The sequence below is a fragment of the Halobacterium sp. BOL4-2 genome, from assembly GCF_016917835.2.
Taxonomy (GTDB): Archaea; Halobacteriota; Halobacteria; order Halobacteriales; family Halobacteriaceae; genus Halobacterium; species Halobacterium salinarum.
The window spans coordinates 1,038,275-1,055,487 of record NZ_CP070332.2 but is presented as its reverse complement, the minus strand read 5'-3'; the positions used below and the strand labels follow the sequence as shown (position 1 = coordinate 1,055,487).

19 protein-coding genes are annotated in these 17,213 nt (G+C 70.1%); 13 read left to right on the top strand and 6 right to left on the bottom strand.

The genetic code is table 11. The annotated features are described in order from the left end of the window. Nucleotides 1-121: 121 nt before the first annotated feature. Nucleotides 122-304 (bottom strand): bacteriorhodopsin-regulating transcriptional regulator Brz, encoded by a 183-nt coding sequence (gene brz, locus JRZ79_RS18865; RefSeq protein WP_012289336.1) that lies wholly within the window; start codon nucleotides 302-304, stop codon nucleotides 122-124. A 100-nt stretch (nucleotides 305-404) separates the two neighbouring features. Between brz and JRZ79_RS18860 the strand changes: the two genes are divergently transcribed. Both JRZ79_RS18860 and bat read left to right on the top strand, forming a co-directional pair. Beyond that, nucleotides 405-1,484 (top strand): Brp/Blh family beta-carotene 15,15'-dioxygenase, encoded by a 1,080-nt coding sequence (locus JRZ79_RS18860; protein WP_205251958.1) that lies wholly within the window; start codon nucleotides 405-407, stop codon nucleotides 1,482-1,484. After that, nucleotides 1,481-3,505: a bacterioopsin transcriptional activator Bat gene (bat, locus tag JRZ79_RS18855; RefSeq protein WP_205251957.1), complete on the top strand. Its 2,025-nt coding sequence runs from the start codon at nucleotides 1,481-1,483 to the stop codon at nucleotides 3,503-3,505. Before JRZ79_RS18860 ends, bat begins: the two co-directional genes overlap by 4 nt. A gap of 33 nt (nucleotides 3,506-3,538) precedes the next feature. On the opposite strand, the gene JRZ79_RS18850 is transcribed toward bat, so the two are convergent. Beyond that, on the bottom strand, nucleotides 3,539-3,967 hold the full coding sequence (locus JRZ79_RS18850; RefSeq protein WP_010903065.1) for an SRPBCC family protein: 429 nt from the start codon (nucleotides 3,965-3,967) through the stop codon (nucleotides 3,539-3,541). Nucleotides 3,968-4,157: 190 nt separating this feature from the next. Here JRZ79_RS18850 and JRZ79_RS18845 point away from each other — a divergent pair, with 190 nt between their 5' ends. The 4 genes from JRZ79_RS18845 (at nucleotide 4,158) to JRZ79_RS18830 (ending at nucleotide 7,960) form a co-directional block, all read left to right on the top strand. Beyond that, nucleotides 4,158-6,233 carry an AAA family ATPase gene (locus JRZ79_RS18845; protein WP_205251956.1) on the top strand — a complete coding sequence of 692 codons (2,076 nt, stop codon included), beginning with the start codon at nucleotides 4,158-4,160 and terminating at the stop codon, nucleotides 6,231-6,233. 44 nt (nucleotides 6,234-6,277) lie between these two features. Then, nucleotides 6,278-6,445, top strand: coding sequence for a hypothetical protein (locus JRZ79_RS18840; protein ID WP_227970876.1), 168 nt, complete (start codon nucleotides 6,278-6,280; stop codon nucleotides 6,443-6,445). A 67-nt stretch (nucleotides 6,446-6,512) separates the two neighbouring features. Continuing rightward, nucleotides 6,513-6,881: a hypothetical protein gene (locus JRZ79_RS18835; RefSeq protein WP_049892509.1), complete on the top strand. Its 369-nt coding sequence runs from the start codon at nucleotides 6,513-6,515 to the stop codon at nucleotides 6,879-6,881. 110 nt (nucleotides 6,882-6,991) lie between these two features. Beyond that, nucleotides 6,992-7,960: a phytoene/squalene synthase family protein gene (locus JRZ79_RS18830; RefSeq protein WP_010903061.1), complete on the top strand. Its 969-nt coding sequence runs from the start codon at nucleotides 6,992-6,994 to the stop codon at nucleotides 7,958-7,960. 1 nt (nucleotide 7,961) lies between these two features. Here JRZ79_RS18830 and JRZ79_RS18825 read toward each other — a convergent pair whose 3' ends face one another. After that, a complete protein-coding gene (locus JRZ79_RS18825; RefSeq protein WP_049892508.1) occupies nucleotides 7,962-8,450 on the bottom strand; it encodes an N-acetyltransferase in 489 nt (162 codons plus the stop codon). A 130-nt stretch (nucleotides 8,451-8,580) separates the two neighbouring features. Here JRZ79_RS18825 and JRZ79_RS18820 point away from each other — a divergent pair, with 130 nt between their 5' ends. The 3 genes from JRZ79_RS18820 to JRZ79_RS18810 are packed head-to-tail and all read left to right on the top strand — an operon-like array spanning nucleotide 8,581 to nucleotide 11,679. Beyond that, nucleotides 8,581-9,054: an archease gene (locus JRZ79_RS18820; RefSeq protein ID WP_205251955.1), complete on the top strand. Its 474-nt coding sequence runs from the start codon at nucleotides 8,581-8,583 to the stop codon at nucleotides 9,052-9,054. Nucleotides 9,055-9,091: 37 nt separating this feature from the next. Next, nucleotides 9,092-10,138 (top strand): DoxX family protein, encoded by a 1,047-nt coding sequence (locus tag JRZ79_RS18815; RefSeq protein ID WP_010903058.1) that lies wholly within the window; start codon nucleotides 9,092-9,094, stop codon nucleotides 10,136-10,138. A gap of 38 nt (nucleotides 10,139-10,176) precedes the next feature. Further along, a complete protein-coding gene (locus tag JRZ79_RS18810) occupies nucleotides 10,177-11,679 on the top strand; it encodes an RtcB family protein (protein ID WP_205251954.1) in 1,503 nt (500 codons plus the stop codon). Here the strand turns inward: JRZ79_RS18810 and JRZ79_RS18805 are convergent, their stop codons facing one another. Further along, nucleotides 11,680-12,072: a hypothetical protein gene (locus JRZ79_RS18805; protein ID WP_205250811.1), complete on the bottom strand. Its 393-nt coding sequence runs from the start codon at nucleotides 12,070-12,072 to the stop codon at nucleotides 11,680-11,682. It lies immediately after the preceding gene. A gap of 92 nt (nucleotides 12,073-12,164) precedes the next feature. Between JRZ79_RS18805 and JRZ79_RS18800 the strand changes: the two genes are divergently transcribed. Beyond that, nucleotides 12,165-13,031, top strand: a complete 867-nt coding sequence (locus JRZ79_RS18800) for a translation initiation factor eIF-2B (protein WP_010903055.1) — start codon at nucleotides 12,165-12,167, stop codon at nucleotides 13,029-13,031. Nucleotides 13,032-13,039: 8 nt separating this feature from the next. Here JRZ79_RS18800 and trmB read toward each other — a convergent pair whose 3' ends face one another. After that, nucleotides 13,040-14,098 (bottom strand): transcriptional regulator TrmB, encoded by a 1,059-nt coding sequence (gene trmB / locus JRZ79_RS18795; protein ID WP_205250809.1) that lies wholly within the window; start codon nucleotides 14,096-14,098, stop codon nucleotides 13,040-13,042. A gap of 68 nt (nucleotides 14,099-14,166) precedes the next feature. Further along, on the bottom strand, nucleotides 14,167-15,516 hold the full coding sequence (locus tag JRZ79_RS18790; RefSeq protein ID WP_205251953.1) for a 5'-nucleotidase C-terminal domain-containing protein: 1,350 nt from the start codon (nucleotides 15,514-15,516) through the stop codon (nucleotides 14,167-14,169). Nucleotides 15,517-15,607: 91 nt separating this feature from the next. Here JRZ79_RS18790 and JRZ79_RS18785 point away from each other — a divergent pair, with 91 nt between their 5' ends. The 3 genes from JRZ79_RS18785 to JRZ79_RS18775 all read left to right on the top strand — a co-directional run bounded on the left by JRZ79_RS18785 (nucleotide 15,608) and on the right by JRZ79_RS18775 (nucleotide 17,091). Then, nucleotides 15,608-15,847, top strand: coding sequence for a DUF5816 domain-containing protein (locus tag JRZ79_RS18785; RefSeq protein ID WP_010903052.1), 240 nt, complete (start codon nucleotides 15,608-15,610; stop codon nucleotides 15,845-15,847). A gap of 72 nt (nucleotides 15,848-15,919) precedes the next feature. Next, nucleotides 15,920-16,834: a metal-dependent hydrolase gene (locus JRZ79_RS18780; RefSeq protein WP_205251952.1), complete on the top strand. Its 915-nt coding sequence runs from the start codon at nucleotides 15,920-15,922 to the stop codon at nucleotides 16,832-16,834. A gap of 50 nt (nucleotides 16,835-16,884) precedes the next feature. After that, entirely contained in the window at nucleotides 16,885-17,091 is a 207-nt protein-coding gene (locus JRZ79_RS18775; RefSeq protein WP_012289329.1) for a dodecin, read from the top strand. The last annotated feature ends 122 nt before the right edge of the window (nucleotides 17,092-17,213 follow it).

The following is a 17,213-nucleotide window of genomic DNA, read 5'->3' as shown; positions in this document are numbered from 1 at the left end:
CCAAAATAGCGCACCCCACCGAGTGTGTGGGCCACAGCGGCTGTGAAATGCCCGCTGCCTGCTGGTTCAACGGCCGGCTGGCGTCGAAACACCCGCGGTGAAGTCGGTGCGTGCACGCGTGTTACCACTCGAAGCGCACGAAAAACTCGTGATCGTTGCGGCACTCAACCGTTCGCACCTTCTGGGTGTCGCTGGTCGGCTCCTGTCGTGACGCAGCCGTGACGGACTTCACGGTTGCACCCATCGGGAGCCCCATCTTCACGTCGGATCCGCACCGCGGACAGTGGAGGTCGGTGATCGGCACTACTCCCGGGTGTGTCTTCCCGTTCCTTAAATATTCTCCAGTTCTGATACCCCACTAGCTTGGGTCTTTTTTGATGCTCGGTAGTGACGTGTGTATTCATATGAGCAATAGGTCGCAGTTCGTCCCGTCGTGGCTCGTGCCGGAGGCAGCCGGCGACCTCCCGTTGACCGTGTCGCGGCTGTCACTGCTCGCGCTTGCCGCCGCGTTCGCGGTCGGATACGGCGCGGGCTTCGCGGTCCCACTGGAGGTCCAGGCGGGCGTCTACCTGTTGGGTATGGTCGCGATGAACCTCCCGCACGGCGGCTACGAGCATTTCGAGAACCTGCGGCGACGGGCTGCCTCCTTCCAGGGCAAGTATATCGTCGCCTACCTGGTCGGGATCGCGGCGTTCGGCGCGCTGTTTTTCGTCGCGCCCGTCGCCGGACTGGGGCTGGCAGTCACGGTGGCCGTCGCCAAAGGTGGGTTCGGTGGCGTGCAGTCGATGGACGCCCTCTACGGAACTGACCATTTGCGCACGCGCCCCCAGCGGTGGCTCGCCGCCGTCGTCCGGGGCGGCGCGGTGATGGTGGTTCCCATGTTGTTCTGGACGGACGTGTTCTACGCGTTCAGCTCGGTCATGATCTCGATTTTCGACCCCAGCGCCGTGTCGGCGCTCGGCGGTGATATCGCAACCCGGCGGCTCGTGCTCGGCGGCGGGTACGGGGCGCTCGTGGTCGCGCACCTGGGGCTCGGCTACCGGCGGGCGGCCGGCACCGGGTCGTTCCTCGCCGACGCCGCCGAGACGCTGCTGTTGATCGCGTACTTCGCGCTCGTTCCGGTGGTCATCGCCGTCGGGCTGTACTTCCCGCTGTGGTACTCGGCCCGCCAGGTGGCCCGATCGTCGGCCGTCGACGACACGGCGGTGACGCAGGCAGACGCCACCGGCGTGCTCGACGCCCTGGACGCCGACGACCCGGCGCGCGCCACGCTCGCCTCGTGGGCGGTGCTCATCGTCGGCAGCGTCGCCACGTTCGGCCTGGCGGCCGTGCTCTGGCTGCTGTCCCCACAGCCCCTGGGTGGTGGTGGGATCCTCGTGGGCTTGGTCGCGTTCTGGAGCATCTTCGTGAGCATCATCGCGCTCCCGCACGTCGTCGTCGGCGGGTGGCTTGACCGCACTCGCGGCATCTGGTACGTCCCATGACGAGCGTCCAGAACACCGAGTCCGAGACCGCCGCCGGCGCGACGACGATCGGCGTGTTGTTCGCGGGCAGCGACCCGGAGACGGGGCCGGCTGCCTGTGACCTCGACGAGGACGGCCGCTTCGACGTGACCCAGATCCGTGATTTCGTGGCCGCACGCGACCGCGTCGACGATCCCGACATCGACTGTGTGGTCGCCGTCCACGAGCCGGATGGCTTCGACGGCGTGGCGTTCCTGGAAGCAGTCCGGCAGACCCACGCGGAGTTCCCGGTCGTGGTCGTGCCGACAGCCGTCGACGAGGACGTTGCGCGGCGCGCCGTCGACGCCGACGCGACGGGGCTGGTGCCGGCGGTGTCCGGGGACGCGACCGCGGCGATCGCCGACCGCATCGAGCAGAGCGCGCCCGCCCACTCCGAGGACACCGAGACGCGGATGCCGATCTCCGATCTGACCGTGGAGTCCGAGCGCCGCCTCAAAGAGCAAGCCCTCGACGAGGCCCCGATCGGGATCACGATCTCGGACGCCACCGACCCGGAGGAGCCGATCATCTACATCAACGACTCCTTCGAGGACATCACGGGGTATTCGCCCGACGAGGTCGTGGGCGCGAACCACCGCTTCCTCCAGGGGCCGAAGACCAACGAGGACCGCGTGGCGGAGTTCTGGACCGCGATCACCGAGGACCACGACACCCAGGTCGTGTTGCGGAACTACCGCCGCGACGGGTCGCTGTTCTGGAACCAGGTGGACATCAGCCCGATCTACGACGAGGACGGCACCGTCTCACACTACGTCGGGTTCCAGATGGATGTCTCCGAGCGTATGGCGGCCCAACAGGAGCTCCAGGGGGAACGCCAGTCCCTGGATCGACTGCTGGACCGCGTGAACGGCCTGATGAACGATGTCACGTCGGCGTTAGTGCGGGCGGCCGACCGGGAGGAGATCGAAACCCGGATCACCGACCGCATCGGCACCGGCGGCGAGTACGCCGGCGCGTGGTTCGGGCGGTACGACGCGACCGAGGACACGATCACGGTCGCGGAGGCAGCGGGGGACTGTGAGGGATGCGACGGCGACGTCTTCGATCTCGCGTCCGCCGGCGAGGCCGTTGCGTTGCTTCAGGACGTCGTCGAGCAGCGCGAAGCGCTCGTGAGCACGGACGCCGACGACGTCTCCGGGACCGCCGACGGCGACGCGTGCGTGCTGGTGCCGGTCACGTACCGGTCGACGACCTACGGCGTGCTCGCCGTGTCGACGGCCGAACACCGCATCGACGACCGCGAACAGGTGTTGTTGCGCTCGCTTGGCCGCACGACCGGCGCGTCGATCAACGACGCGTTGACCCGGCGCACCATCGCCACGGACACCGTCTTGAACATCGGCGTCGAGCTGTCCGACACGGCGCTGTTCCTGGTCGAGTTGGCGGGGGCGACAGACACCACCTTCGAGCAGGAGGCGACGATCGCGGACAGCCAGACGCAGGGCGTGCTCATGCTCGTGACAACGCCACACGACGACCCCCAGGCGGTCGTCGACACCGCGTTGGGCTACGACGCCGTCCAGGACGCCGAGGTCATCGTCTCGACCGACGACGAGAGCGTGGTGCAGTTCGATCTGTCGAGTTCGCCGCTGGTGGACGTGCTCTCCGAGTGTGGGAGCCGTGTCATCCGCATGCACGCCGACCGGACGACGCTGGAGCTCGACGTCCGGGTCGGAACCGAGGGGGCGGCGCGGCGGGTGTTGAGCACGTTGCGGGACAAGTACGCCGACGTGGAGCTGGTCGCGTACCACGAGGACGATCCCGAGCAGACCCCGCATGGGTTCCGCGAGGAGTTGCGCAACGACCTGACTGACCGGCAGCTCACCGCCCTCCAGAAGGCGTACGTGAGCGGCTACTTCGAGTGGCCGCGGCGCGCGGAGGGCAAGCAGCTCGCGGAGTCGATGGATATCGTGCCGTCGACGTACCACCAGCATCTGCAGGCTGCCAAGCAGAAGCTCGTCGGCGCGTTCTTCGAGGAGTGACGCGGGCCACACGCCGGCTGTGGCGGATCCGTGTCAGTGTTCGAGGAACGTCGTGAGGTTGTCGACGGTGGCGGCGGCTTCCCGTTTGTTGTATGCTTTTGCGATCGGGGCCAGCACCGATTCGATGACCGTGTCCGGCAGGTCGTACTCGGCCTCGTAGGTCAGCGACGTGGTGTCGTCGCCGGAGAGCCGGTACGTGATGGTGCCGTCGATGGCGCCCGTCAGCTCCTGGACGAGCCGGCGCTCGGGCACGCGTTCGATGTCTTCGACAGTGCCGACGAGTTCGACGCCGGCGAGTTTGTATCGGTATTTGGCTCGTTTGCCGCCACTGGCAAGCGCTTCGACGTCCGTGACGGTGATGAGTCCGGGCGTGATCTTGACGTGGTTCCGAGGGTCATCGAGGAAGGAAAAGACGTCGCCGGGCGGCGCGTCGATTGTGGCCTGTTGTTCGACCGTGAACATGGATGAGTGGTGTGGAGTTGGCGTCGTCCGACGTGTGGATGATGGTGGCGTGGGTGGGTAACTACAGCCCCCAATCAATTTGGTAGAAACTCCCACATGTCGCGGCACGCTCGAACACCCAAACACATGGGGGATGGGGCTTTAGCATTGAGCGGCAACCTGTAGGTGTGCTACCGGAGGCAGGAGGCGGATGACGCGGGTGCGTGTCACCCTTAGGGACGCCGCCGACAGGACAGCCGACGCGCCGGCCGTCGGTTCGGGCCAGCTCAGTTTCACCGCCGGAACCCGCCAGCGGATCGGGGTGGCGGAGGGCGACGCCGTCACCGTCACCGGCAGCGAGGAAACCGTTGCGACTGTCGGCCCCGACACCACAGCCATCGCGGCCAGCAGCGGGCTCGCGGGCGCGGATGTGCTGCGGAACGTCGGCCCGACGGACACGGTCACGGTTGCGCCCGCCGATCCCAGTCCGGCAGCCGGGCTCACCGTGGCACCGGCCACGTCGTCGACCCTGGAGGGCGACGCCGACGCGCTTGCACGCGCGCTCGCCGGGCGTCACCTGGTCGCGGACGACCGCATCGCCGTGCCGCTGTTCAGTGGCACCGTCGTGGTAACCCTCGACGTCGAGGACACGACGCCGGGCGGTCCTGTCACCGTCACCGCCGACACGGCGATCACGCTCACGGGCCACGCCGCCGACAGCGGGCACGCGGACGCGGAGCACGCGACGCCGGCCGACACCAGGGTCGGCGGGCTCGACGACGAACGCGGTGCGCTCCGGCGGCTCGTCGTCGCGCCGCTGGTCGCCGATTCGTACGCCGCCGTCGGCGTGCGGCCGCCGGCCGGCGTGCTCGTCCACGGGCCGGCAGGCACCGGGAAGACGACGCTCGTGCGTGCGGTGGCGGCGGCCGCCGACCTGGCGGTCGAGTCGGTGGCCCCCGAGGACGCCGGCGACCGGGACGCGCTGGCGGCGGTGTTGGACGCCGCCCGGGACGCCGAGCCGGGCTGTGTGGTGTTCGTGGAGTCGCTGGCCGCGGCCGCCCCCGACCCGACGGCGGACGGCGCCAGCGGTCGTGGGTCGCCGTCGGCGCTCGGGTGGCTGCTCGACCGCGTCCGGGGCCACGACACAGTCGTGGTGGTCGGGGAGACCACCGATCCCGACGCCGTTGATCCGGCGCTCCGGCGGGGCGGGCGTTTCGACGCGGAGGTGCGCGTCGGCGTGCCTGATCCGGCCGCTCGGCGCGCCATCCTCGACGTACACACGGACGGCGTTCGGCTCGCCGACGCGGTGTCGCTGGACGCGGTGGCCGACCGAACCCACGGGTACACCGGCGCGGACCTGACCGCCGTACTCGTCGACGCCGCGACCAGGGCTGCCGGCAGCGCGGCCGGCCCGCCGGTGATCCGCAAGCGCGACCTCGAAGCCGCCCTGGACGCCGTGGGTCCGTCCACGCTCCGCGACGCGTCGGTGCAGACGCCGACGACCACCTACCAGGACATCGGCGGGCTCGACCGCGCGAAACGCGAGGTGGTGCGGACCGTCGAGTGGCCCCAGCGGTATCCGGCGTTGTTCGAGCGCTTGGACGCGGCCGCGCCGACCGGCGTGTTGTTACACGGGCCGCCGGGAACCGGGAAAACGATGCTCGCGAAGGCCGTGGCGGCGTCCACGGACGCGAACTTCCTGTCCGTCGACGGCCCGGAGTTGATGAACCGCTACGTGGGCGAGAGCGAGCGCGGCGTTCGGGACCTGTTCGAGCGCGCGCGGCGGCTCGCGCCCGCCGTGGTGTTCCTCGACGAGGTTGATTCGCTCGCGCCGGCCCGCCACGACACCGACACGGGGGCGTCCGAGCGCGTCGTCTCCCAGCTGCTGACCGAGCTAGACGGGCTGTCGCCCCGCGGTTCGGTTGCGGTGTTGGCGGCGACGAACCGTCGGGAGTCGGTGGACCCTGCGTTGCTTCGCCCGGGGCGGATCGAAACCCAGGTCGCGGTTCCGATCCCGGACCAGGACGCCCGGGCCGCGATCTTCGAGGTGCAACTCGACGGCGTGGCGACCGGACGCATCGACACCACCGCGCTGGCCGCCGCCACGACCGGCTACACGGGCAGCGACATCGCGGGTGTCGTCCGCGAGGGTGCGCTGTTGGCGATGGAGGACCACCTCCGCGAGACGGAGTTCGACGCCACCGACGCCAGCGGGCTGGTCGTCACCCAGCGCCACCTGCGCCGCGCCATCGAGACGACGGCCCCGTCGGTCGACGGCGCGGGGTGATGGTTTGGCACATCGTTGAAGACGCCGCCGGTCGAAGCGGCGGTATGGAGAAGCAGGATCTCGTCGTCGCGGTGCATGTGATGGTTGCCGTCGCCATCGCGGCGTTCGGACTCGTCCGGATCTCGCGGGGCCAGCGGGTGCCGGGCGCGCTGAACGTCGGGTTCGCGATCGTCGTGGTTGGCGTTGGGGTGTACATGCGCCAGTTGGTGTGAGCGACGCCACGCCGAGGGGCCACCAGTTTGGTCCGTGTTTGAAACGGGCGAGCGCCTACCACTAGCTGTGAGCGAAGACGCCGACAACTCGGGAGAGCAGGCGGCGGAGGCGACCGACACCCAAGACCACACGGAGACGGACGCCGAATCGGAAGCCAGCGAGGCCACGGAGCGCAGTGAGGACGTCGTCGTCGATCTCGATTCGGCGGCGGCCTACGAGCAACGCGTCGACGAGCTGGAGGCGGTCGTCGAGGAGCAACGCGAGCAGATCGAGGAGTTAGAGGACCTGATGCTCGATCTGTCGGTGCGCGCGGCCGACGACAAGGGGATGGGGGTGTGTCCGGAGTGTCACGGTCCGGTTGAGAAGATCGATCCGTGGTTCGGCGCGACCCGCATCGAATGTCGGCGCTGCGGGGAAGTGTACCACGAGTACTAGCGCACCTAAAGCACCCAAACTAGTGGGGTGTCGGTTTGAGGCGCGAAACGAGTGTAGGTCCACACAGGTCGTATTGCGCGTCAGGCAACGCCGCACACGCACTGTCATCCATGGTCTCACCGGAACACCTACGACGGAGCAAGGCAGTCCAGCGCCGCACTGGTCGGACGTTCCACATCGCCACCCGGTTCCTCCCCGAGCGCGTCCGCTACCCCACGTACGTCCTGTACGCGTTCTTCCGGCTCACCGACGAGATCGTCGACGACGAGGCGCCCGGGCCGCCCGACGAACAGCGCCGCCGCCTGGCACACGTGCGGGCGGCCGCCCTCGGTGATCGCGATCCCGACGACCCCGTGCTTGCGGCGTTCGCCGCGCTCCGCGAGGATCACGACATCCCCCGCGAGGAGGTCACCACGTTCATCGACGCCATGCAACAGGACGTCGACACCGCGCGCTACCGGAGCCACGACGACCTGGCGGAGTACCTCCGTGGGTCGTCGGTCGCGGTCGGATACATGATGCTGTCCATCATGGACGCCCCGGAGCCGGAGCGCGCGCGTCCACACGCGGCGTCGCTGGGGGAGGCGTTCCAGCTCACGAACTTCCTGCGGGACGTCCGGGAGGACGTACTCGACTACGACCGCATCTACCTGCCCAGCCAGACCCTGGCCGCCCACGGCGCGAGCCACGACGACATCGCCGCCCTATCGGCCACCCCGCAGGTCCGGGACGCGATCCGTGCCGAACTCGACCGCACCGAGCGCCTCTACCGCCACGGCGTCGCGGGCATCGAGCACCTGCCTGCCGACTGCCAGTTCCCGGTGCTCGCGGCGGCCGTGATGTACGCCGACCAGCACCGCCTGATCCGCGCCCAGGACTGTGACGTGCTCTCACAGCGGCCCACGCTGACGCTGCGGCGGCGGCTCAGCGTCGTTGCGCGCACGTGGCTGCGCTGGCGGGTCAGCGACGACCCGACTGCGGTGTTCCACGCGGTCACCGGGATCGGGGAGCCCGACGCCGGTGGCGTGCCCGAGCAGTCGTTTGCGGTGCGGGAGTCCCAGCCCACGCGGGCGGACTGAGCTATCGGCCGCCGCGCAGCAGCTCCGAGATGCGATCCCGGATGCGGTCGTGGTCGCCCAGCCGGAGGTAGTACGCGCCGGTGCCGTCCTCGTAGTAGTCCTCGATCTCGCGCTCGACGGTGAACCCGAGGTTTCGGTAGAACCCGATGGCGTTCTCGTTGGTCATGCGGGCGTGACAGGAGGCCTTGCCGGCGTCGGCGGCGACGGACGCGACGAGTTGCTCGCCGAAGTTCTCGCCGCGATAGTCCGGCGCCACCGCGAGAAACAGGATGTAGCCGTCGGATCGCGCCGCCGCGAACCCGACCAGCTCGTCGTCACCACCGCCGAGAAAACAGTGCACTGCGGCCCGTCGATAGGCGTTCGCGAAGAACCCACGGCGTTGTTTCAGGAGCCCCTCGTGCTCCCGGATGTGTTCTTTCAGCGCCCACGCCGCCTCAAGGTAGTCACCGCTTCCCGGGGGCACTACCTGTTTGTCCACCGTGACGCTCACCCCAGAGTGTTGCGTCGCGACGACTATAATTCCACCGTCCCGCACGGGGAACCGGGGCGTCGAAATCCTTTCGGGCGTCCTGGCCGTTCGCAGACCCAATGCACACCATCGAACCAGGCGGGGGCGGCGCGTGACGTTCGCGCTACGCGAGCACACCGCCGACATCGCCGTGGCGGCGGCCGCCGACAGTCTCGGCGGCGTGTTCGGCGCGGTCGCGGACGGCATGGCGGCGGCGATGATCGACGACGACGTGCCGGCCACCGGCGCACAACTCATGGTGTCCGAGTGCGCGGAATCACGGGAGGCGGCGCTGTACGATTACCTCACCCGGCTGCTCTACGAGCGCGACGTGCAAGGCGTGTTGCCCGTGGACAACGCTGCAACCGTCGATGAACCCACCGGCGGCGGTGACTGGCGCGTCACGGCGTCAGCCCGAGGGGTGCCACTGGACGCGGTCCACGCCCGCGACCTCAAGGCGGTGACGTACTCGGAGATGCAGCTCACGCCGCCCGGCGACCCCACCCGCGCCGAGGCGGGGACGCCACCCGACGCCGTTCGCGAGCACCCCGACGACTGGGCCGCATACGTCGTTTTCGACGTGTGAGAGGCTTTTGCGTGTCCAGCGCCTACGACCACACAGCATGCCCCCAGTCGCACCCGCGTCGCCGGGTCACGTCAGGTACGTCTCCGACGGCGCGCCCACGGACCGCGCCATCGCGTTCCTCGTGGACGTGCTGTCGACGCCGCTGAACGCCGCCATCGTCGCGGCCGGCGCGGCCGCGGTCGTGACGATCCTGGTCGTCGCAGTCCGCTACCAGCCGGCCGCCACGGATGTCCACGCGCTCCGGGACGCCCTCGCGGGCTACCACACGTTCATGCCGTGGATGCTCCGGCTGGCGGTCGGGCTGCCACTGATCGGGGCGGGGTTCACCGGCTATTTCATCTCGCCGGCGGTCCAATCGCCGACCCGCGTCTTCCAGGTCACCATCGGGTTCCTGCTGTTGTTCGGGCTGGCCACCCGCGCCGTCGCCCTCGTCGGGCTGACCGCCTACCTCGCGGAGCTCGTCGTCCACCCCGAGCTCGTGCTCGCGAGCGAGTACATCGGCGGGTTCCTGGGGATCGCGCTGCTGGGCAGCGGCCGCCCGAGCGCCGACCACCTGCTCCAGCGGGTCGCGGCCGCCGACGGATCGCTGTACGGACGACTCGACCCGCTGCATCCGGTCGTCGACCGGTTCAACGACCTCATTCGGCCCTTCGAACGCTACGCACCCACCGTGATCCGCGCCGGCCTCGGGTTCAACTTCGCGCTGCTCGGGTTCTGGGAGAAACTCGCACACCCCGGGCGGGCGCTCGCGGTGGTCGAGAAATACGAGCTGACGACGGTCGTCCCCGTTGATCCCGGCCTCTGGGTGCTCGGCGCCGGTGCCACGGAGCTTGCGGTCGGCGTGTTGTTCGTGCTCGGGCTGTTCACGCGGGCCACCGCGGCCACCGCGTTCCTCGTGTTGACGACGACCCTGTTCGGCCTGCCGGACGACCCGGTGTTGGCCCACGTCACGCTGTTCGGCATGGTGTCGGCGCTGTTCGTCACCGGTGGCGGCCCGCTGTCCCTCGATCGCGTGCTCGACGCCTGGGACGACCGGACAGCCACCCCGCAGCCGGCAGCCCGCGGTGACGACGCCGGGTCGTAGCCGAAACGTATTCCAGCGCGGGCGGCCGACGAACAGCCATGTCCACCTTCGACGCCGACGGCCACCGGCTCACCGAAGTCGAGCCGGACGTCTGGGCGCTCGCGGACACCGGCGATGAGTCGGTGCCGGCGCGCGTGCTCGCCAACCGCAGCCTCTTGGCGCAGATCAGCACCGACAACACGCTCACCCAGCTCCGCAACGTCGCCGGCATGCCCGGTGCCGTCGCCCCCGCGCTCTGCATGCCCGACGGCCACCAGGGCTACGGGTTCCCCGTCGGCGGCGTCGCCGCCTTCGACGCCGAGGACGGCTGCATCTCGCCGGGCGGCGTCGGCTTCGACATCAACTGCGGCGTCCGCATGCTGACCACGACGCTCACCTACGACGACGTCAAGGGCCGCGAAGCGGCGCTCGTGGACGCGCTGTACGACGCCGTCCCCTGCGGGCTGGGCGGCGGCGGCGTCCACGACGGCACGCACGCCGACCTGGACGCCGCCCTCGAACGCGGCATCGACTGGTGTGTCGAAGAAGGGTACGCCGTTCCCGCGGACCGCCGCCACTGCGAGGACGAGGGGCGGCGGCTCGACGCCGATCTGGACGCCGTCTCGAAGAAGGCCCGCGACCGCGGCGCGAGCCAGATGGGGTCGCTCGGGTCGGGCAACCACTTCCTGGAAGTCCAGCGCGTCACCGACGTCTACGACGACGACACCGCCGCGGCGTTCGGGCTCGCCGAGGACCAGGTCGTCGTGTTGATCCACTGTGGCTCCCGCGGCCTGGGCCACCAGATCTGCTCGGACTACCTGCGCCGCATCGAACAGGAGCACCCCGACTTCCTGGCGTCGCTGCCGAACAAGGACCTCGCAGCCGCGCCCGCGGGCTCCGAGCTCGCCGCGTCGTACTACGGCGCGATGTGCGCGGCCATCAACTTCGCGTGGGTGAACCGCCAGCTCATCACCCACGCCGTCCGGGAGACGTTCGCCGATGTCTTCGACGCGCCCGACTGGGAGGCCCTCGGGATGGACCTGCTGTACGACGTGTCCCACAACATCGCGAAGCGCGAAACCCACGCGGTCGTCGAGACCGAGGACGGCTACAGCCTCGCCGGGGACGGCGAGCGCGTTGAGCGCGAGCTGTTCGTCCACCGGAAGGGCGCGACGCGCGCGTTCCCCGCCGGCCACCCGGAGGTACCGGCGGCCTACCGGGAGGTCGGCCAGCCGGTCATCATTCCGGGGTCGATGGGCGCGGGCAGCTACGTGCTGCGCGGGGGCAGCCAGTCGTTGGGCCGGACGTTCGGTTCGACCGCCCACGGCGCGGGCCGCCTGATGAGCCGCACTCAGGCCAAAGACGAGTACCAGGGCGGCGACGTGCAGGACGCCCTCGAAGCCGACGACGACATCCACGTGAAGGCGGCCTCAGGCGCGACGATCGCGGAGGAAGCGCCCGGCGTCTACAAGGACATCGACGACGTGGTCGATGTGTCGGACGGCCTGGGCGTGGGCGACCCCGTCGTCCGCACGTATCCGGTCTGCAACGTCAAGGGGTAGCTACCGGGAGAACCCCGGGCCGGTGGGGCCACGTGGCCCCGTCGGCTCCGGCGAATCGGCGAGCGTGACCGGCTGTGACTCCTGTGTTCCGTCGACCTCCTGGCCGTCCTCGAACCGCACGAAGTTCAGGTACACGGCCTCCCCACAGCCCGGCGTGTCGTCGTGGCTGTCGGCCTCGTGTGGGGGGTGAGTCCAGTCCAGGCCGTCGTGGTCGGCGTCGCCACACGACAGCGCCACGCCGTCCCAGTCGTCGGCCTCGTAGTCGTCGCTGGGGGTGGCGTACGTCCAGCCCGCCAGCGGGAACGGCGTGACGGACTTGTCCGCGAGATACGCGTCCCGGTCGAGCTCGGCGACGGCGCCACACCGCGGGCAGTAGTACGAGACGGCAACCATGCCAGTGGGTTGGGGCGCGAGACGGAAAGCCCGTGTGGGAACCGGCAGGGACTCCGGAAAGCATTTGCCGGAACCGACGCGAACCATCGCGTATGATAGACGAGACCGCCGAGGAGATCCGGGAGATGCGCACGCACTCCTCCTCGGTCGTCGCGGTGAAGGCGGCGCGAGCCCTGGAGGCGCTGCTGGACAGCGACTACCCGACGGTCGCGGCGTACGTGCGCGCCCTGGAGCGCAACAGCACGGCGCTGCGGCGCGCGAACCCCTCCCACGCCTCGCTGGTGACGACCCAGCGGGAGGTCGTCTCCCGGGTTCGGGACGCCGACCCGGCGTCGATCCCGGAGGCCCAGGAGGTGACCGCGGCCGCCATCGACGACGTGGTTGCGCGGGTGAACATGGGCAAACACGACGCCGCCGCCGCGACCGCCGAACACATCACCGACGGGCAGACGCTGCTCACGCACGACTACTCGTCGACGGTGCTGGAGGCGATCGAGCTCGCAGCACAGGACGGCGCACACCTCGACGTGTTCGTGACCGAAGCCCGGCCCCGACACCTCGGCCGGAAGACCGTGCGCGCGCTCGCACAACTGGACCGCGTCGACCCCACGCTCATCGTGGACGGGGCCGCAGGCCACGTCCTCGACGACTGTGACCGCGTGCTGTTGGGGATGGACTGCATCGTGGCAGACACCTACTACAACCGCGTGGGGACGTACCCGATCGTGGCGGCGGCTGCGGACGCCGGCACCCCGGTCACGGTGGCGGGGTCGGCGGCCAAACTCGTCGCGGACGGCTTCCAGTTCACGAACGACTTCCGGGACACAAGCGAGGTGATCCGGGAGCCGCCGGCGGGGTTCACCGTCGAAAACCCGGCCTACGACGCGACGCCGACCCGGCTGCTGGACGCCGTGGTAACCGAGGACGGCCGCCGCACTGAGTTCCCCCTGGAGTCGTAACCGCCCGCTCAGAGCGCCGGCGGGGCGTCCCGGGCGACCGCGATCTCGTGGGCTTCGACGTCTTCGAGGGCGGCCACCCGGCCGCCGACCTCGACGCGGTCGCCGTTCTCGGTGTAGACGATGATGGTCGCGACCTCCCCGGATTCCTCGAACCTGGTTTCGACGATCCGCCCCTGGATCCTGCGGTCGGCCCCCGTGAGCACGTCCCGGCCGGTGACGGTGGCGTAGACGGATTCGTCGACGGACTGGAGGTCCCGGACGCAGCGCCGGATCGCGGCGTACGTCCGGGGCAACGACAGCTCCGTGGCGGGGTCGTACAGCGACTCGGTGGCCGTCGACCACAACACCGTGTCGAAGAAGCCCGACACCAGGAACCCCAGCGCGGACTGATCGAAGATCACGCCGTAGCGGTCGGAGTCGTCGCGGACGGCGTCCTGGGTGGCGTACACCGAATACCGGCCGTCGGCGACCGCGATGACGGGCGTGGTGATGCCGCGGCGGCCGCGCGCGGCGGTGGTGGCGGCGGCGTAGTCGAAAGCGTCGGGATCCGGAGCGTTCCGTGCCGGGCTGACCACCACGTCGACGCTGACGCCGCGGTCGACGGCGGCCGCGAGGTCGTCGGCAAACCGCTCCAGCAGGCTCGGCGTGAGCGAGCACACCAACTCGAAGTCGGCCTCCGCGATCACGTCGCCGAAGTACCGCACGATCGTCGAGCGGGATTTCACCAGCGAGACGGCTTCGGTGTTGCGCGCGGGCTGGGTGTACTCGGCTTCGAGCGCGCCGACCATCTCCTGGAAGTCCTCCTGGAGTCCGGCGAACGCGTCCTCGGGGCTGAGCGCGACGATCTTCATGGGGCGTGACTCGCGCAACTCGACGAGCCCGCGGTCGCCGAGGCTCCGAACGGTGTCGTAGACGCGTGGCTGGGGGATGTCCGTGCGGTCGGCGATGTCGCTGGCGGTGAGTTCGCCGTGGCGCAACACCGTGAGGTAGGCTTCGACCTCGTATTCGCCGAGGTTGAAGCCTCTGCCGACCTGTTCGACGGTGCCGCGGAGGTCCTCGTCGCTCATGCGCGTACGGATGTCCACCCGCATCTTTTAGGTGGCGGTCGGCGCGCGGGAGGCGGGGCGTGGGGGCGTCAGTCGTCGGCGTGGAACCGGATGCGCCCCTCGGTCTCCGGGTTGATGCCCTCCTGGCGGGCGTACGACGCCAACACCTCGTGTTGGGTGTCCAGCTGGTCGATCCGGTGGCCGGCGTCGAGCGCGGGGAACTCGTCGTCGGAGTAAAACAGGTAGTCGGTGGTCGCGAGCGTGTACGTGGCGTCCGGGTCGACCGGGTCGCCGCCGACGGACGCACTCACGAGGCCGTCCCCGTCGCGCCACTCGAGCGTCGCACCCGAGACGTGGGCGTGCCACCAGTCCGGCTCGGCGAACCCGAGACCGCCGCTGCCGTTGCCCGCCCGGAACACGTCCAGGAGCTCCCTGCCGGTGAGCTCGGCGACGCCGACGGGCTCCGCGAACGGCACGACGCTGACGAGGTCCGCGACGGTCACATCACCCGCGAGGGCGGGCCCGTCACGGACGCCGCCGGCGTTCTGGAGGCCGACGTCGGCGTCGGCGGCCCACCGGTAGGCGTCGGCCACGAAGTTCCCGATGCGGGACTCCCCCTCGAAGAGCGTGCGCTCGGTCCGCTCCATGGGGGGTGTGACGTGTCCCACGACGGCGTCGAGGCCGGCGTCCGCTAGTCGGTCGCGGAGCGCGGCCGTGACGCCGTCGTGGCGGGGCGCGTCGTCGACCTGATGGCGGGTCACGGTGTCGGCCGCGATGTCGATCTCGAGGACCACGTCACCGCCGGCGCCGGGGCGCGTGAGCAGCGTGCCGTCGAGGCGTTCGACGCGCTCGCTGGCGATGTGGCCGCCGAGTACGGCGTCAACAGTGGTGGCGGCCGCGAGTTCGTCGTCGCCGCGCCCGAGATGCGAGAGCGCGATCACGTACTCCGCGCCGGCGTCCCGGAGCGCCGCCTCGGCGTCGGTGGCCGCTTGGATCGGGTCGGTCACGGTGAGGTCGCTCGCCATCGGGTTGAGCGCGGGCGTGTCCGCATCGAGCACGCCGAAAAACCCGAGCGTGGTGCCGTCGCGCTCGACGAGCGTCCAGGGCTCGACGCCGGCAACCCGGTCGCCGTCGTGGTAGACGTTGGCCGACACCCACGTCTGTGGGGAGTCCGCGACCACCGCCGCGGTCCGCGACGGCCCGTAGTCGAAGTCGTGGTTGCCGAACGTGGCAACGTCCGGGTCGACGGCGCTGTAGAGGTCCATGGCCTGCTCGCCGTCGGTGACAAGCGACAGCACCCCGGGCGCGGTGTTGTCACCGGTCCCGGCGGTGATCGCGTCGGGGCCGCGGCCCGCGAGCAGTCCCGCCAGCCGGCCGGCTCGTTCGGGCGTGTCGTAGACGTTCTCTAGGTCCGAGTAGTGATAGATACCGGGCGACACAGTGGTGAACGGAGGTGGGTGCCGGCAAAGGGGGTTTCGGAACTGACACCCGGTGGAAAGCGATAAATGCGGGACCGCGGTAGGCGGTGGTATGCTGACCGTCGAGGGCGAGGACAGCCAGCCGCTGTACGTCGCCACGGACGAGGGTGAGACCGGCCAGGACGGCCCGTTCTTCGTGGTGTACCGCACGCCGGACCGCGAGCGCCGCTGGGGGTGGTACTGTTCGAACTGCGAGTCCATCGACAACGCGATGGATTCGATGGGCCGCATCGAGTGCAACGGCTGTGGGAACTTCCGCAAGCCCGAGGAGTGGGACGCCGCCCACGAGTGACCGCGGCGCACGCCCGGCCGGCTGGGCGGCTCCGGGGGCACAGCTTATGCGCCGCGGCGGCGTATCGCGGGCATGTTCGTTGGACACGCGACGCTGGCGTTCGGCGTGGTGGCGCTGCTCGTCGGCCGAACGGACGCGCCCCGTCGCCGTGTGCTGGCGTTGGCCGTCGCCGCCGGGCTGTTCGCCGCGCTCCCGGACGTCGACATGGTGGCCGCGCTGGTCGGGGTCGTCGGCGTCGATCCGACCCAGCCCCTCGCCGCGGCCAACTCCTTTTGGGGCGCGTCGACGACCGCCCACCGGGGCGTGACCCACTCGGTTGTCATTGCGCTCCCGGCAGCGGCCGCGTTCGCGCTCGCGCCCACCCACCGGGCGCTCGCCGCGGGCTGCTTGGGCGCGCTGGTCGCCGCCGTGTTCGCCACCAGCGGCCCGGCCGCGGCCGTCGTTGCTGCGGTGTTCGCGGTCACCGGGTGGTTCCTCGCCGCCGTCGCATCGGGGATCGGCGTCCGCGGGCGGCGCCTGTTCGCGGTCGCCGCCGTCGGTCTAGTGAGCCACCCGTTCGGTGATCTGTTCACCGGCGACCCGCCGGCGCTGCTGTCTCCCCTGGACGCCACCGTGTTCGCCGAGCGCGTGACGCTCGCTGCCGACCCCACCCTGCAGGTGGTGGGCGCGTTCGGGGTCGAGCTCGCGGCCATCTGGCTGGGTGTGCTGGGCGCGCTCGCGATCGCCGACCGCAGCCTCCGGGAGTTTGTCACCGCCCGCGCGGTCGCGGGCGCTGGATACGGCCTGGCGGTGCTCGCCGTGCCCGCGCCAACCCTCGATACCTCCTATCAGTTCGTGTTCAGCGTGCTCGCGGTCGGCACCATCGGCGTCGTCCCCATCCCACATCGGCGACGCCCCACGGTGCCCGCCGCCGCGCTCACCGGGCTCGCAGCCGTCACGGTCGCGGTCGCCGCGTACGCGGCGCTGTACCTGGCTGGCGTCGCGTAGCGCGCCCGCCGGCGCATAGTTTTATGCCGGCTCCAGCGGAATGCTGTCATATGGTCTTCAAGAAGGTCCTGCTCACCGGCACCAGCGAGGAGAGTTTCACCGCCGCCGCCGACGACGCCATCGACCGCGCGGAGGACACCCTCGACAACGTGGTGTGGGCGGAAGTCGTCGACCAGGGCGTCGAAATCGGCGCCGTCGAGGAGCGCACGTATCAGACGGAAGTGCAGGTGGCGTTCGAACTCGACGGCTCCCAGTAGTCGATCACGCCGCCTTCTCGGGTGGATTCGCACGAAGAAGTCGGCCGTGGAGCCGTCGAGGCGGGCACAGGGAGATCGTCCGCCGCGTCCGGGTCGACGTGCCGGTCAGGACGCGAGCAAGG

Excerpts from the sequence above, each read along its gene's own strand:
- JRZ79_RS18860 (WP_205251958.1), top strand. The coding sequence starts at position 405 with ATGAGCAATAGGTCGCAGTTCGTCCCGTCGTGGCTCGTGCCGGAGGCA.
- bat (WP_205251957.1), top strand. The coding sequence starts at position 1,481 with ATGACGAGCGTCCAGAACACCGAGTCCGAGACCGCCGCCGGCGCGACG.
- JRZ79_RS18850 (WP_010903065.1), bottom strand. The coding sequence starts at position 3,967 with ATGTTCACGGTCGAACAACAGGCCACAATCGACGCGCCGCCCGGCGAC.
- JRZ79_RS18845 (WP_205251956.1), top strand. The coding sequence starts at position 4,158 with ATGACGCGGGTGCGTGTCACCCTTAGGGACGCCGCCGACAGGACAGCC.
- JRZ79_RS18840 (WP_227970876.1), top strand. The coding sequence starts at position 6,278 with ATGGAGAAGCAGGATCTCGTCGTCGCGGTGCATGTGATGGTTGCCGTC.
- JRZ79_RS18830 (WP_010903061.1), top strand. The coding sequence starts at position 6,992 with ATGGTCTCACCGGAACACCTACGACGGAGCAAGGCAGTCCAGCGCCGC.
- JRZ79_RS18815 (WP_010903058.1), top strand. The coding sequence starts at position 9,092 with ATGCCCCCAGTCGCACCCGCGTCGCCGGGTCACGTCAGGTACGTCTCC.
- JRZ79_RS18810 (WP_205251954.1), top strand. The coding sequence starts at position 10,177 with ATGTCCACCTTCGACGCCGACGGCCACCGGCTCACCGAAGTCGAGCCG.
- JRZ79_RS18805 (WP_205250811.1), bottom strand. The coding sequence starts at position 12,072 with ATGGTTGCCGTCTCGTACTACTGCCCGCGGTGTGGCGCCGTCGCCGAG.
- JRZ79_RS18800 (WP_010903055.1), top strand. The coding sequence starts at position 12,165 with ATGATAGACGAGACCGCCGAGGAGATCCGGGAGATGCGCACGCACTCC.
- trmB (WP_205250809.1), bottom strand. The coding sequence starts at position 14,098 with ATGAGCGACGAGGACCTCCGCGGCACCGTCGAACAGGTCGGCAGAGGC.
- JRZ79_RS18785 (WP_010903052.1), top strand. The coding sequence starts at position 15,608 with ATGCTGACCGTCGAGGGCGAGGACAGCCAGCCGCTGTACGTCGCCACG.
- JRZ79_RS18780 (WP_205251952.1), top strand. The coding sequence starts at position 15,920 with ATGTTCGTTGGACACGCGACGCTGGCGTTCGGCGTGGTGGCGCTGCTC.
- JRZ79_RS18775 (WP_012289329.1), top strand. The coding sequence starts at position 16,885 with ATGGTCTTCAAGAAGGTCCTGCTCACCGGCACCAGCGAGGAGAGTTTC.